The organism is Bradyrhizobium sp. USDA 4011 (assembly GCF_054063415.1).
Map to the genome: position 1 here is coordinate 2,139,574 of NZ_JBSSGG010000001.1, position 14,803 is coordinate 2,154,376.

The window sequence follows — 14,803 nt, forward strand, 5'->3', positions numbered from 1 at the left end:
TCCATGCCCACCCTTTTCGCGGCGGGCTGCCCTGCGCCCACATCTTGGGCTACGGTGCCGCCGTCTCGTCCATCAGGAGCTGCCCTGTCATGTCGACCAGCTGGATCGTTATCGGCGTCATCGTCCTTCTCGTGCTGTTTGCGTTCGGCGCCTACAACCGCCTCGTCGCGCTCGGCCAGCGGGTCAGCCAGGCCTTTGCCGACATCGATGTGCAGCTCAAGCAGCGTCACGACCTGATTCCGAACCTGGTCGAGACCGTGAAGGGCTATGCCGCACATGAGCGCGGCACGCTCGACGATGTCATCAAGGCGCGCAACTCGGCGATCTCGGCGCAGGGACCGGCCCAGATCTCGGCGGCGGAGAACCAGCTCTCCGGCGCGCTCGGCCGGCTGATCGCGCTGTCCGAGGCCTATCCGGACCTCAAGGCCAACGCCAATTTCCAGCAGCTCGCCTCGGAGCTTTCCGATCTCGAAAACAAGATCGCCGCCAGCCGCCGCTTCTTCAACAACGCGGTCCAGGAATACAACACCGGCATCCAGCAGATGCCGGCCGCGCTGTTCGCCGGCATGTTCGGCTTCACCCGCAAGGATTTCTTCGACCTCGGCACCAGCCGCACGGAGGTCGAGGCGGCACCGAGCGTGAAGTTCTGAGGCGCAACGCGCGCCGGCGAGAGGCTGCTCCGTCATGGCCGCCTATGGTCTCTACACGCATATCGCATCGAACAAGTTTCGTTCGATGCTGCTGCTCGCCGGGCTGTTCCTGCTGATCTACGTGCTGGTCTATGCCGGCGCGCTGGTCGCGGAGGTGATGACCGATAGCGGCCGCACGGTCGACTATTACCTTGCGCGCGCCTCGCGCGACCTGGTCTCGGTCTTCCCATGGGCAACGATCGCGGCCGTGGCCTGGATCGTGATCGCCTATTTCTTCCACCAGAAGATGATCGACGCCGTCACCGGCGGCGAGAGCGTGACGCGGCAGCAGCAGCCGCGTCTCTACAATCTGCTGGAAAACCTCTGCATCTCGCGCGGCATTCCGATGCCGAAGCTGAAGGTGATGGACAGCCCGGCGCTGAACGCATTCGCGACCGGACTGAACGCGCGGCAATACGCCATCACGGTCACCACGGGTCTTCTGAGGGCACTGAACGACCAGGAGATCGAGGCCGTGCTCGGCCACGAGCTCACCCATATCAAGAACGGCGACGTGCAGCTGATGGTGGTCGCCGTGATCATCGCCGGCGTGGTCGGCTTCTTCAGCGAACTGTTCTTCCGCCTGTTCACAAATCTGTCGTGGAGCGGCGATGGTGGCGGCTGGTCATCCTCGCCATCCTCCCGATCGTCGTCATCCTCGTCGGACCGCGACAGCAAGGGCTCGGGCGGCGGCGCAATCGTCGTGATCATCATCGCGGTGGCGCTGATCGTGCTGGCATGGCTGCTGTCGCAGGTGGTCAAGCTCGCACTGTCGCGGTCGCGCGAATTCCTCGCCGATGCCGGATCGGTCGAGCTGACGAAAAATCCAGACGCGATGATCTCGGCACTGCGCAAGATCGAAAACCGCGGCGAGTTGCCGGGCGCCACCTCGGCGGTGATGGAACTCTGCGTCGACAATCCGCGCGAGGGTTTTGCCGACCTGTTTGCCACCCATCCGTCGGTGAAGTCCCGGGTCGATGCTCTGGTCAAATATGCCGGCGGGCACGATCCCGGACCGCTGGCGCTGCCGGATGAGACGGAGACCCAGGACCAACCGGCCGCGGCAGGCGACCAGCCTCCGCCTGTCAGCCATGGGCCATGGGGCGACACGCCGCCTGCACGACCGAACAATCCGCCGCCGCTGCCCGGCACCAGCCCCGCACAGGGACCATTGGGACCGCTGGATCCCCTGCAAGGCCCCCTTCAAGGCCCCTGGGGCCGGCACCGCTGATCGTGCCCTAGACCACTCAGTCCGTTAAGGAAATCTCCACGAGGCCGGTCATGGGCACCTTAAGGAATTGAATTCTCCCTCGTTTCTGCCATGTTCGCGCCCAAAGCAGTGTGGGGACTTGCCGATCGCCATCGCGGTCGGGAGCGCGCTTTAAGGGACTTCCATGGCAAAGCCGGTTGTGATCGTGGTGGGCGCGGACAAGGGCGGGGTCGGCAAGACCACCGTCTCGCGGACGCTCCTGGACTATTTCAGTGCCAACAATGTGCAGACCCGGGCGTTCGACACCGAGTCGCCGCGCGGCACGCTGAAGCGCTTCCACCCTGACATCACCGAGATCGTCGACATGACGACGACCGCGGACCAGATGAAGATCTTCGATACGCTGAACGCCGGTTCCTCGGTCACCGTGATCGACGTCCGCGCCGGCCTGTTGTCGCCCGCGCTGGCCTCGCTGCGCGATATCGGCTTCCTCGACGCCGCGCGCTCCGGCCAGATTACCTTCGCCGTGTTCCACATCCTCGGCCCCTCGATCGCCTCGCTGGACGAGATCGCCGAGACCGCCAACTTCATGGGCGGCGCGAAGTACTTCCTGGTGAAGAACTTCATCAACGACACCCAGTTCTTCCAGTGGGACCAGGCGACCTACAATTCCTACTTCCACCGCATCAAGGATGCCGTGGACCTCACCATCCCGAAGCTCAACGAAATGGCCTACGAGCAGGTCGAGGTCTCCTCGGTTCCGTTCCTGAAATTCGTCGCCAACAAGGGCATCAACGACGACGCCGCCAACTACTCGTTCGTGCTGCGCGGCTACGTCCGGCATTGGCTCGCCAATGTCTGGAGCGAGTACGACCGGATCAAGCTGACCGACCTGGTCGGCGCCAAGTCGGCCAAGGGCGAAAAATAGTCGCGCACAAGGCAGCGAAAGGTCGCGCCCGAGGGCAGCGAAAAAATCGCGCCGGGGGACGGCGATGGGGCTGGATTAGGCGAAAATTTGGCCTGATATAGCGGGCGATGTCGTCCACGCCCGTTTACATCATCTGCTCGCCCCGCCCGCAGGTCGGCAAGACGCTGATCGCGCGGCTGCTCGGCGAATTCCTGCTGCTCAAGAACGGCGACGTCGTCTGCTACGACATCAACCTGAAGGAGCCGTCGCTGCTCGACTATCTGCCGCGGATCACGGAGACCGCCGACGTGATCGACACCTACGGCAAGATGCAGCTGATGGACCGCGTCATCGTCAATGACGGCATCGCCAAGGTGATCGACCTCGGCTACCACGCCTTCGACGAATTCTTCAAAATGGTCGACCAGATCGGGCTGATGAAGGAGGCGCTGCGCCGCCGCGTCTCGCCTGTGATCCTCTATGTGGCCGACACCGACCGCGCCTCGGTGCACGGCTACCAGACGCTGCAGGGCATGATCCCGCCGAACGCCCTCGTCGTGATCGACAACGAGTTCGTGGTGCGTGGCGAGCTGCCGCCCGTCATGACCGGCAGCCGGGTGCTACGCTTCCGCGCCCTGCCGGTGTTCCTGAAGACTTATATCGACCGGCTGACCTTCTCCTTCACCGGCTATCTGCGCCAGGAGCGGGACTCATCGACCGAGCTGCATCAGTGGATCCGGCGGAATTACACCACGTTCCGCGATCTCGAGCTGAGCATGCTGCTGCAACGGGGATGACTGTCGTCCCGGCCAAACGAAGCGCGAGCCGGGACGTGTGGAGGGAGTGCCGCTAGTGCCCCTCGAACGCCATTAGCGTGCGCACCGGAACGTCCATCGCACGCAGCTTGGCGGCGCCGCCGAGATCGGGCAGGTCGATGATGAAGCAGGCCGCGACCACATTGGCGCCGATCTGGCGCAGCAGCTTCACCGCGCCCTCCGCGGTGCCGCCGGTCGCGATCAGATCGTCGACCAGGATCACGCGCTCGCCGGGCTGCACGGCATCGGCATGCATCTCCATCTCGTCGATGCCGTATTCCAGCGAGTAGGCGATCCGCACCGTGGTGTGCGGCAGCTTGCCCTTCTTGCGGATCGGCACGAAGCCGGCCGAGAGCTGATGCGCCACCGCGCCGCCGAGGATGAAGCCGCGCGCCTCGATCCCTGCGACCTTGTCGACCTTCGCCCCCGCCCAGGGATGCACCAGCTCATCGACCGCGCGGCGGAAGGCGCGGGCATCCGCAAGCAGCGTCGTGATGTCGCGGAACAGGATGCCCTTCTTCGGGTAGTCCGGGATGGTGCGAACGGTCGCCTTGATGTCGTGGTCGAAGGTCATTGGTCTCGCAATCCTCAATTGGCCGGCGGATTAAGCCGGAATGCATTCTCGACAATGCGCAGGCCCACCTCGTTGCCGAGCGACATCAGCGATTCCGGATGGAATTGCACGCCGCCGACCGGCAGGGTCTTGTGCTCGATCACCATCGCGACGCCGTCTTCGGTGGTCGCGGTCACCGCCAGCACCTCGGGCACGCTGTCGCGCTCGACATAGAGCGAATGATAGCGGCCGATCACGATCTCATTCGGCAGATTGTGCATCAGCCTGCCGCCGCGCACCTGGACGCGCGACGGACGGCCATGCGCGGGCTGGCCGAGCTGGCCGAGCTGGCCGCCGAAATATTCGCCGATCGCCTGCACGCCGAGGCAGACGCCGAAGATCGGCAGCTTCTTCTCGAGCGCGGTGTCGATGGTTTTCGCGATGCCGAAATCCTCCGGGCGCCCCGGACCGGGCGAGAGCACCAGCAAGTCCCAGCCGCGCTGCTTCAGCATGTCCTGGGCATGAATGTGCCGGACCACCGTTACGTTGGCGCCGACCTGGCGGAAGTAATCGGCCAGCATGTGTACAAAACTGTCGTCGTGATCGATCAGGAGCACGTTCTTGCCAGAGCCTGTGGCGTCAGGTGCGAAATCCGACAGCGGCTTCGGCGGATCGCCGCGCAGCGCCTGGAACAGCGCCGCCGCCTTGACCTGGCATTCGCGGTCCTCGGCGGCCGGATCCGAGTCGAACAGGCAGGTCGCGCCGACGCGCACCTCGGCGAGACCGTCCTTCATGCGGATGGTGCGGATGGTGAGGCCGGTGTTGATGCTGCCGTCGAAATTGACGCAGCCGATCGCGCCGGCGTACCAGCGCCGCGGCGACCGCTCATGGTCCTCGACGAACTGCATCGCCCACAGTTTCGGCGCGCCGGTCACGGTCACGGCCCAGGCATGGGTCAGGAATGCGTCGAGCGAATCGAAGCCCGGCCGCAGCATGCCCTCGACGTGATCGACGGTATGAAACAGCTTTGAGTAGGTCTCGATCTGTCGCCGCGCCAGCACCTTGATGGTTCCGGGCACGCAGACGCGTGCCTTGTCGTTGCGATCGACGTCGGTGCACATGTTGAGCTCGAACTCGTCCTTTTCCGAGTTCAGGAGCTTGCGGATCTGCTCGGCATCGCCGATCGAGTCCGAACCGCGCGCGATGGTGCCCGAGATCGGGCAGGTCTCGACCCGGCGGCCGTCGGAGCGCACGAACATCTCGGGCGAGGCGGAGACCAGGAATTCGCCGTCGCCGAGATTCATCAGCGCGCCATAAGGCGACGGGTTGATGCGGCAGAGCCGCTGGAACACTTCCGCCGGCGAGCGCTCGCAGGGCTCGGCAAACAGCTGCCCAGGCACTGCCTCGAACAGGTCTCCGCGGGCGAACGCCGCGCGCGCGACCTCAACCGTCGCCTGGTACTCGCCCGGGGCGTGATCGGCAAAGCCCTGCCGCCCGGTCTTGGCATAGAGGCTCGGCGCGGTTTCGTGCGGCTGGCCGGCGGTCGATTTGCCCTTCCAGGAGAACTCGTAATTCAGCGCCACGCCGCGGCCGGTGGCGCGGTCATAGGCCAATAGCCGGTCCGGCACGTAGAGCACGATGTCGCGCTGGTCGGCGTCGCGGGTGCGCTTCTGCACGAGGTCCTCGATCTGGAACACGAGGTCGTAGGCGAAGGCGCCGAACAGGCCGAGCAGCGGATCGGCATTGGAGGCGAACGCCGCCACCATGTCGCGTACCAGCGACATCACGCTGGCGCGGCGGGTGCGCTGGTCTTCCTCGACCGGCGCGGCGCCGCGGATGATATGACCGGCGAGCCGAGTTGCGCTCCGCTCCGTGATCACGACGCAGGGCTCGCGCAGCACGTCGCCAAGGAAGGCGATCAGGACCTCGCCGCGCGGGTTCAGCGCCTGCAACGAGAAGTCGGTGCCTGAGGTTTCCAGCACCAGCGGCGGGTCGGCAAAGCCGAGGTCAAAGCTCTCGTAGCGGCCCGGCACTGTCGTGCCCGAGGACAGCACCACGCCGCAGCGGCGGTCGAGCAGCGCGATCAGGTCGTCGAGGCGGTTGGCGCCGCCGGTGAACTGCTCGACCACGCGCGCAACCGCAAGGCCGCCATTGGTGAGGTATTCGCTTTTGGCCGGCAGGGAGAAGACTGTCCTGTTCATGTGATCCTCTTACGAAACTTGGGAAGAGAGCGCCACACAGGACAAACGAAGGGAGACCGTCGCACTGCGATGGCGACCTTCGACGTTTTTGGGAAATGAAAACGCACCGGCCACCTATGAGAAGGTGGGCCACCAACGACGGGATGGACTGGCAACGGTGCTCATGGCCGCTACTCACCACCCGACGCGGGCCGTGTCAAGGGATGGCCCGACACCCCTGCCCCAAGGCGGGACGGCATTTTCGGGGTTTGAAGCGACCGGAATCCGCGTAGGATTTGGCGAAATAGCGGTGACCGGCCGCCCAAAAAACAGACAGATGGTGGAGGCGCAGATGGCGATTTTGGGTCTCGGATATGCCGGCTTCGGCTCCGACGCGCTCGACGACTGGCGGCAATTCGGCACCGGCCTGGTCGGGCTGCAGGCGATCGAGCGCGGCAACTCGCTGCTCGCCTTCCGGATGGACGACCGCAAGCAGCGCATCGTGATCGACCGCGCCCAGGGCGAAGGGACAAGGTTCTTCGGCTGGGAGGTGGCAGATGCCGGAGCCCTCGACGCGATGGCGGCGCGGTTGGAGCGCGCCGGCGTGCCTGTCACCGCCGAGCCGCAGGCGCTCGCCGATACCAGGCGGGTCCGCGGCCTGATCTCGTTCCAGGACCCGGCCGGCAACCGCCTGGAGGCGTTTCATGGCGCCGAGATCGACGACACGCCGTTCCGGCCGGGACGATCCATTTCCGGCTTTCGCACCGGCGCGCTCGGGCTCGGCCACGCGGTGCTGACCGTCGCGAACATCGCGCCCGTCATGAGCTTCTATGTCGACGTGCTCGGCTTCGGCCTCAGCGACTACATCGAAAAACCGTTCCGCGCCTATTTCTTCCACGTCAATGCCCGCCATCACTCGCTCGCGCTGATCGAGACCGGCAGCAACGGCATGCACCATCTGATGGTCGAGCTGTTCTCGCTGGACGATGTCGGGCAAGCCTACGACATCGCGATGAAGGAAGACCGGGTCAACGTCACGCTCGGCCGCCACACCAACGACCTGATGACCTCGTTCTACGCCAAATCGCCGTCAGCCTTCATGGTCGAGTGCGGCTGGGGCGGCCGCGAGATCGACCCGGCGAACTGGACGCCGTTCGAGATGCATGACGGCCCGAGCCTGTGGGGTCACGAACGGGTCTGGCTGTCGCCGGAGGACCGCGCCGTCGCGCGCGAGATGCGCATGCGCGCCGCCGCCGAGGGCAAGCGCGCGCCGGTGCAGGTGCTGGAAGGCAATTTCAAGCTGATGTCGGGGACCTGCCCGTGGTGGGACGGGGTAAAGGCGGAGAGCTAAACCTCGCCGTCGTCCCTGCGAAAGCAGGGACCCCTAACCACAGGGTCTTGTTGTTGGGGCTCGCTGTGGCCCCAGCCTTCGTGACAATGTGGAGCGGTGGTAATCGGTCCCGGCTTTCGCCGGGACGACGCCGGTGTTTGCAAACGTACTACCCCAGATGCTTCCTGAAGAAGTCCGTCGCCCGGCCCCAGGCCAGTTCCGCGCACTGCCGGTCGTGCACCGACAGGCGCTGCTCGTTGCCGAAGCCGTGCTCGGCGTCATAGCGGTACAGCTCCAGCGATTTGCCGGCGGCCCTCATCGCCTTCTCAAAACCATCGACCAGTGCCGGCGTGCACCAGTCGTCCTTGGTGGCGAAATGGCCTTGGAGCGGAATTCTCACGTCCGCCGGCTTGGCCGCCTGCTCCGGCGGAATGCCGTAGAACACCACACCGGCGGTCAGCTCCGGGATCTTGGTGGCGCCGATGATGGTCACCGCGCCGCCGAGGCAGAAGCCGGTCAGGCCGACCTTGGCGCCGTTCTTGCCGAGATATTGAGCGGCGCCGCGCACCGTCTGCGTGGTGGCGTCCATGAAGTCGAGCGAGTTCATCTCTTTGCCGGCCGCGTCCGTGTCGTGATACGGCACCACCTTGCCCTTGTAGAGATCGGGCGCCAGCGCATCGAAACCGGCCCGCGCGAAGCGGTCGCACATTCCCTTGATCTGGTCCTGCAGCCCCCACCATTCCTGGATCACGACGACCCCAGGCGCGTTGCCGCGCGCGGCGTTGGCGAGATAGCCTGACGCTTCCTTGCCGTCCGGACGCTTGAAGTTGATGCTGGTACCCATGAGTTCCTCCGCAATGTTGGCCGGCCGATTGGCCGGCATTTTGTCCGCACTACAGCCAGGAAGCAATCAATTAGCCGTCATTGCGGGCCAACGGCTCGCAATGATGGGAGCAAACAAAAAAGCCCCCGAAGGGGCTTTTTCAAACGCGCGATACCATACCTGAGGTCAGTGAGCGTCGGCCCAGACCTTGCGCTTGGTGAAGTACATCAGGATGGCGAAGATCACCAGGAAGAAGAACACCTGCATGCCGATCCGCTTGCGCTCTTCCATGTGCGGCTCGGCGGCCCACATCAGGAACGTGGTGACGTCGTGCGCGTATTGCTTGACCGTCGCCGGCGAGCCGTCGTCGAAGGTCACCTGACCGTCGGACAGCGGCTTCGGCATCTTGATGGCGTGGCCGGGGAAGTACTTGTTGTAGTACGAGCCTTCCGGGATCGTCACGCCGGCCGGGACCTTGTCCTCGAAGCCCTGCAGGATGGCGTCGACGTAGTCGGGGCCCTGCTCCTGGTACTGGCTGAAGAAGTCGATCGCGAATTGCGGGAAGCCGCGCTTGTAGGACCGTGCCTTGGTGATCAGCGAGAGATCGGGCGGCGCCGCGCCGCCATTGGCCACACGCGCGGCCTGCTCGTTCGGGAACGGTGACGGGAAGTAATCCGCCGGTCGGCCCGGACGCTCGAACATCTCGCCCTGGTCGTTGGGGCCGTCCTTGATCTTGTACTCGGACGCAAACGCAGCCGCCTGCGCCTCCGAATAGCCGGGGCCGCCGGCATCGGCGAGATTGCGGAACGCAACATAGGACAGGCCGTGGCAGGCCGAGCAGACTTCCTTGTAGACCTTCAGGCCACGCTGCAGCGAGCCGCGATCATACTTGCCGAAAGGGCCGGAGAACGACCACTTCTGGGCCGGCGGAGCGTCACCGCCCTCCTCGGCCTTGGCGTTCTGGGTGCTGCCTGCGAACAGGCCGCCGGCCACCACCAGCGCGAGCATCACCGAGGCGGCGGTCGCGGCCCTGCCCTTGCTCTTCGCCAGCACGTCGTCGGCGATCGAGTTCGGCACCGGGCGCGGCGTCTCGATGCGGGCGAGCAGCGGCAGCACGATCAGGAAGTAGGCGAAGTAGCACACCGTCAGGATGCGGCCGGCGATCACATAGATGCCTTCCGGCGGCTGCGAGCCGAGGTAGCCGAGCAGGATGCAGACCACCACGAAGATCCAGAAGAACTGCTTGGCCAGCGGACGATACTTCGACGACCGGGTCCGTGCGCTGTCGAGCCAGGGCAGGAAGCACAGGATGATGATCGCCGAGAACATCGCGACGACGCCGGCGAGCTTGTTCGGGATCGAGCGCAGGATCGCGTAGAACGGCAGATAGTACCATTCAGGCACGATGTGCGCCGGGGTCACGCCCGGGTTCGCCGGGATGTAGTTGTCGGCGTCGCCGAGATAGTTCGGCATGTAGAAGATGAACCAGGCGAAGAAGATCAGGAAGCACGACACACCGAACGCGTCCTTGATCGTCGCATAGGGCGTGAACGGCACGGTGTCCTTCTCGGTCTTGGCCTCGACGCCGGCCGGGTTGTTCTGCCCCGCGACATGCAGCGCCCAGACGTGCAGCACGACCACGCCGGCGATCACGAACGGCAGCAGATAGTGCAGCGAGAAGAAGCGGTTCAGCGTCGGGTTGCCGACCGAATAGCCGCCCCACAGCAGGGTTACGATGCTCTCGCCGAAATACGGCACGGCCGAGAACAGATTGGTGATGACCGTGGCGCCCCAGAAGCTCATCTGGCCCCACGGCAGCACATAGCCCATGAAGCCGGTCGCCATCATCAGCAGGTAGATGATGACGCCGAGGATCCACAGCACCTCGCGCGGCTCCTTGTACGACCCGTAATAGAGACCGCGGAACATGTGGATGTAGACGGCGAAGAAGAACATCGACGCGCCGCAGGCATGCATGTTGCGCAGCAGCCAGCCGTAGTTGACGTCGCGGACGATCAGCTCGACCGACTTGAAGGCGAGATCGGCGTGCGGCGTGTAGTGCATCGCCAGGATCACGCCGGTCAGGATCTGCAGCGCCAGCATCATCGAAAGGATGGCGCCGAAGGTCCACCAGTAGTTCAGGTTGCGCGGCGTCGGATAGGCCACGAACGAGGAGTGGACGAGGCCGAAGATCGGAAGGCGCCGTTCGATCCACTTCAAGGCGGGGTTGCTCGGTTGAAAATCAGATGGTCCGCTCATTGATGCGATCCTGAAGAAGAAAAACGACGCGATGGGTCCAAGGGGAAGCCGAAGTCCCGGAGGGTCGGGACTTAGCCGATCTGGATTTTGGTGTCGGAAAGGAAGGCGTAGGGCGGCACCGGCAGGTTGGCGGGTGCCGGCCCCTGGCGAATACGACCGGAGGAGTCGTACTGCGAGCCGTGGCAGGGGCAGAAGAAGCCGTCGTAATTGCCCTCATGGGCGATCGGGATGCAGCCGAGATGAGTGCAGATGCCGATCACGACCAGCCACTGGTCGTGGCCCGCCTTGACGCGGGCAGAGTCGGGCTGCGGATCGGGCAGGCTCGAGAGCGCCACGCTCTGCGCCTCCTGGATCTGCTTCTTGGTGCGATGGCTGATGTAGATGGGCTTGCCGCGCCAGAAGACCTTGATGTCCTGGCCCTCGGCGATCGGCGTCAGATCGACCTGGATCGGCGCGCCGGCCGCGATCGTCGCGGCATCCGGGTTCATCTGGGCAACCAGCGGCCACACGGTGGCGGCTGCGCCGACCGCGGCGGCAGCTCCGGTTGCAACAAAAAGAAAATCACGGCGTGTCGGATGGTCCGCCGAAGACGCTGTCGTCACGATTCCTAGCCCTTTCTTTTCTGCAGCCGGTGGAACCGCCCCGGAGACGCAGAACGCGCCCCAAGAAAGGCTGCCGGCGCCCGCGGCCCCCGCGGCGGCAGAAAACCACTATTCCCCACCCCAAATGGCGGAACAGCAGTCCAGAATCGTTCTATTGGCACCCTTGCCGGACGAGCGCAAGCCCGCTATCGGCTCGCACACGTGCAATGCACGAAATCCGCGCCAAGCGATGTTTTATTGAGACAATTTCATCCGGATTTCACAGGTCGCCCGCACCATGCAGATCGCGCTGTTCCAGCCCGACATCCCCCAGAATACAGGGACGATTCTGCGGCTCTGCGCCTGCCTGGACGTGGCAGCCCATATCATCGAACCGGCAGGGTTCGACACCTCGGACCGGAATTTCCGCCGGGCGGGTATGGACTATCTCGACCATGTGCGGTTGAAGCGTCACGACTCATGGTCGAAATTCGAGGAATGGCGGGCCGAGGCCGGATGCCGGCTGGTTCTGTTCACGACCAAGGCGGCGAAATCCTACCTTGATTTCGCGTATATGGCCTCCGATGTCCTGCTCTTCGGGCGCGAAACGGCAGGGGTGACCGAGGCGGTCGTGTCCGCCGCGGATGCGCGGCTGCTGATTCCGATCAAGCCGTCCCTGCGCTCGCTCAATGTGGCGGTCACCGCGGCCATGGCAGTCGGAGAAGCGCTGCGGCAGACGGATTCAGGGCTTGCCGGCTCAGGAACTACCGGTTCGGTAACTTAAGGGATATTTGGTGAGCTACGCGGTCAAGGAGATCTTTCTCACTTTGCAGGGCGAAGGCGCCCATGCGGGCCGGGCCTCCGTGTTCTGCCGCTTCGCCGGCTGCAACCTCTGGAGCGGCCGCGAGCAGGACCGCGCCGGCGCAGTCTGCCGGTTCTGCGACACCGATTTCGTCGGCACCGACGGCACGCTCGGCGGCCGCTATGCCGACGCGACCGAGCTCGCCGGCACCATCGCAGCGCAATGGACGGGGGGCGAAGCCGACCGCTACGTGGTGCTGACCGGCGGCGAGCCGCTGCTGCAGGTCGATAAAGCTCTGATCGAGGCCCTGCACGGCCACGGCTTTGCGATCGCGATCGAGACCAACGGCACCATCGCCCCGCCCGAGGGGCTCGACTGGATCTGCGTCAGCCCCAAGGCCGCTTCCGAGCTCGTGGTGCGCAAGGGACACGAGCTCAAGCTGGTCTATCCGCAGCCCGAAAACGCGCCGGAGGACTTCGCCGGGCTCGCCTTCGAGCGCTTCTCGCTGCAACCAATGGACGGCCCCGACGTGATCGAAAATACCGAGCGGGCGATCGAATACTGCCTGAAGCACCCGCAATGGCGCCTCAGCGTGCAGACGCACAAGACGCTCGGCATTAGATGAACTAACGGAAACTGGATTGTTGAACGAGATGTGGGAATTGACGAAAGCGTTTCGGTTTGAAGCTGCGCATGCGCTGTCCGGAACGACCCTTGGCACCGCCAGCGAGGAGATTCACGGTCACTCTTTCCGCGCCGAAGTCACGGTGCGCGGCACGCCCGATCCGAAAACCGGGATGGTGATCGATCTGGGCCTGCTCGAACGCGCCATGGCCGAGGTGCAGAAGACGCTCGACCACAAGTTCCTGAACAAGATCGAGGCGATCGGCGTCCCGACGCTGGAGAATCTCTCACGCTTCATCTGGGAGCGGCTGCAACACGCGGGCAAGCTGACCCGCGTCAGCGTCCATCGCGACAGCTGCAACGAGAGCTGCACTTACTTCGGCCCGCAAGGTTAGCCATGCTGCCAACAGACCCCGCCATCATCGAGGACCGCAAGGCGCGCGCGCGCAGCTGGTTCGAGGCGCTGCGCAACGACATCTGCGCGGCCTTCGAGAAGCTCGAGGACGATGCCCCCGCAGCGCTCTATCCCGGCGCTGCCGGGCGGTTCGTGCGCACCCCCTGGGACCGCACCGACCACACCGGCAAGCCCGGCGGCGGCGGCGTGATGTCGATCATGAAGGGCCGGCTGTTCGAGAAGGTCGGCGTGCACTGCTCGACCGTGCATGGCGAGTTCGCTCCCGAATTCCGCGCGCAGATTCCCGGCGCCGCTGATGATCCGAGGTTCTGGGCGTCGGGCATTTCGCTGATCGCGCATTTGCGCAATCCGAACGTGCCCGCCGTGCACATGAACACCCGCTTCGTCGTCACCACCAAGGCGTGGTTCGGCGGCGGAGCCGATCTGACGCCGGTGCTGAACCGCCGGCGCACCCAGGAGGACCCCGATACGGTCGCCTTCCACGCCGCGATGAAAGCGGCGTGCAGCGGGTCGAACGGCGTCGCCGACTACGACAAGTACAAGAAGTGGTGCGACGAGTATTTCTATCTGCCCCACCGCAAGGAAGCCCGCGGCATCGGCGGCATCTTCTATGACTGGCACGACAGCGGCGACTGGGACGCTGACCTCGCCTTCACCCAGGACGTCGGGCGCAGCTTCCTGAACATCTATCCCGACCTGGTGCGGCGCAATTTCGCGGCCGCCTGGAGCGCGGAGGACCGCGACGAGCAGCTGGTCCGCCGCGGGCGCTATGTCGAGTTCAACCTGCTCTACGACCGCGGCACCATCTTCGGCCTGAAGACCGGCGGCAATGTCGATTCGATCCTGTCGTCGCTGCCGCCGGAGGTGAAATGGCCGTAATGAACCTGCCGCGCGCGATGCTGATCGACATGGATGACACCATCCTGTCGGCCTATGGACGTCCCGAGATCGCCTGGAACACCATCGCAACCGAATTCGCCGCGGAGCTGGCGCCCCTGCCCCCGGATCAGGTCGCAACCGCGCTGCTGGCTTCCGCACGGCAATTCTGGTCGACCGCCGAGCCGATCTGGCGGATCAAGCTCGGTGAGGCGCGGCGGCTGACCGTGAAGGGCGGCTTCGCTCAGCTTGCGGCGGCCGGCCACCGTGCGCTGCCGGACGATCTCGCGGACCGCATCGCCGATCGCTTCACCGCCTATCGCGAGGAGGAGATGTTCGTCTTCCCTGGCGCGCATCAAGCGATCGATGCGTTCAAGGCGCTCGGCATCAAGCTCGCACTGGTCACCAACGGCGCCGCCGACATGCAGCGCGCCAAGGTCGAGCGCTTCGCGCTCGGCCATCGCTTCGATCACATCCAGATCGAGGGCGAGCACGGTTTCGGCAAGCCCGAGGAGCGCGCCTATCTGCACGCGATGCAGGCGCTCGGTGTCTCCGCATCTGATACCTGGATGATCGGCGACAATCTGGAGTGGGAAGTCGTGGCGCCGCAGCGGCTTGGCATCTACGCGATCTGGATGGACGTGCACGGTGTCGGGCTGCCGCCGGGATCGACGATCAGGCCCGACCGCATCATCCGCTCGCTGACCGAACTGGTTCCGGCCGCGCGCAAATAACACAG

At 64.9% G+C, this 14,803-nt stretch carries 15 protein-coding genes; 10 read left to right on the plus strand and 5 right to left on the minus strand.

The genetic code is table 11. The features are described from left to right. Positions 1-89: 89 nt before the first annotated feature. The 4 genes from ACVW1C_RS09925 to ACVW1C_RS09940 all read left to right on the plus strand — a co-directional run bounded on the left by ACVW1C_RS09925 (position 90) and on the right by ACVW1C_RS09940 (position 3,603). Positions 90-650, plus strand: a complete 561-nt coding sequence (locus ACVW1C_RS09925) for a LemA family protein (RefSeq protein ID WP_456758267.1) — start codon at positions 90-92, stop codon at positions 648-650. A 34-nt stretch (positions 651-684) separates the two neighbouring features. Further along, positions 685-1,920: a M48 family metallopeptidase gene (locus ACVW1C_RS09930; protein WP_456758268.1), complete on the plus strand. Its 1,236-nt coding sequence runs from the start codon at positions 685-687 to the stop codon at positions 1,918-1,920. Positions 1,921-2,083: 163 nt separating this feature from the next. Beyond that, entirely contained in the window at positions 2,084-2,827 is a 744-nt protein-coding gene (locus ACVW1C_RS09935) for a P-loop NTPase family protein (protein ID WP_173641235.1), read from the plus strand. Between the two features lie 107 nt (positions 2,828-2,934). After that, on the plus strand, positions 2,935-3,603 hold the full coding sequence (locus ACVW1C_RS09940) for a hypothetical protein (RefSeq protein ID WP_456758269.1): 669 nt from the start codon (positions 2,935-2,937) through the stop codon (positions 3,601-3,603). A gap of 52 nt (positions 3,604-3,655) precedes the next feature. Here the strand turns inward: ACVW1C_RS09940 and ACVW1C_RS09945 are convergent, their stop codons facing one another. After that, a complete protein-coding gene (locus ACVW1C_RS09945; RefSeq protein ID WP_074131621.1) occupies positions 3,656-4,195 on the minus strand; it encodes an adenine phosphoribosyltransferase in 540 nt (179 codons plus the stop codon). A gap of 14 nt (positions 4,196-4,209) precedes the next feature. After that, a complete protein-coding gene (locus tag ACVW1C_RS09950) occupies positions 4,210-6,375 on the minus strand; it encodes an anthranilate synthase component I (protein WP_456758270.1) in 2,166 nt (721 codons plus the stop codon). Between the two features lie 331 nt (positions 6,376-6,706). On the opposite strand from ACVW1C_RS09950, the gene ACVW1C_RS09955 reads away from it, so the two are divergent. Beyond that, on the plus strand, positions 6,707-7,705 hold the full coding sequence (locus tag ACVW1C_RS09955) for a VOC family protein (protein WP_456758271.1): 999 nt from the start codon (positions 6,707-6,709) through the stop codon (positions 7,703-7,705). A 148-nt stretch (positions 7,706-7,853) separates the two neighbouring features. On the opposite strand, the gene ACVW1C_RS09960 is transcribed toward ACVW1C_RS09955, so the two are convergent. From ACVW1C_RS09960 to petA, 3 genes are all read right to left on the minus strand, one after another. After that, positions 7,854-8,528 carry a dienelactone hydrolase family protein gene (locus tag ACVW1C_RS09960; protein WP_456758272.1) on the minus strand — a complete coding sequence of 225 codons (675 nt, stop codon included), beginning with the start codon at positions 8,526-8,528 and terminating at the stop codon, positions 7,854-7,856. Positions 8,529-8,693: 165 nt separating this feature from the next. Beyond that, the gene (locus ACVW1C_RS09965; protein WP_456758273.1) at positions 8,694-10,766 is read right to left on the minus strand and encodes a cytochrome c1; all 2,073 of its coding nucleotides are present in this window, start codon (positions 10,764-10,766) and stop codon (positions 8,694-8,696) included. A gap of 71 nt (positions 10,767-10,837) precedes the next feature. Next, a complete protein-coding gene (petA, locus tag ACVW1C_RS09970; RefSeq protein WP_456758274.1) occupies positions 10,838-11,368 on the minus strand; it encodes a ubiquinol-cytochrome c reductase iron-sulfur subunit in 531 nt (176 codons plus the stop codon). 277 nt (positions 11,369-11,645) lie between these two features. On the opposite strand from petA, the gene ACVW1C_RS09975 reads away from it, so the two are divergent. From ACVW1C_RS09975 to ACVW1C_RS09995, 5 genes are read left to right on the plus strand one after another with little or no spacing between them, the layout of a single operon-like run. Beyond that, positions 11,646-12,131 carry a tRNA (cytidine(34)-2'-O)-methyltransferase gene (locus ACVW1C_RS09975; RefSeq protein WP_456758275.1) on the plus strand — a complete coding sequence of 162 codons (486 nt, stop codon included), beginning with the start codon at positions 11,646-11,648 and terminating at the stop codon, positions 12,129-12,131. Positions 12,132-12,141: 10 nt separating this feature from the next. Further along, positions 12,142-12,774 carry a 7-carboxy-7-deazaguanine synthase gene (gene queE / locus ACVW1C_RS09980; protein ID WP_456758276.1) on the plus strand — a complete coding sequence of 211 codons (633 nt, stop codon included), beginning with the start codon at positions 12,142-12,144 and terminating at the stop codon, positions 12,772-12,774. Between the two features lie 28 nt (positions 12,775-12,802). After that, entirely contained in the window at positions 12,803-13,168 is a 366-nt protein-coding gene (locus tag ACVW1C_RS09985) for a 6-pyruvoyl trahydropterin synthase family protein (RefSeq protein ID WP_456763036.1), read from the plus strand. Between the two features lie 2 nt (positions 13,169-13,170). After that, entirely contained in the window at positions 13,171-14,067 is an 897-nt protein-coding gene (gene hemF / locus ACVW1C_RS09990) for an oxygen-dependent coproporphyrinogen oxidase (RefSeq protein ID WP_456758277.1), read from the plus strand. Continuing rightward, complete coding sequence (locus tag ACVW1C_RS09995; protein ID WP_456758278.1) at positions 14,058-14,798, plus strand: HAD family hydrolase; 741 nt, start codon at positions 14,058-14,060, stop codon at positions 14,796-14,798. The genes hemF and ACVW1C_RS09995 overlap by 10 nt, the downstream gene beginning before the upstream one ends. The last annotated feature ends 5 nt before the right edge of the window (positions 14,799-14,803 follow it).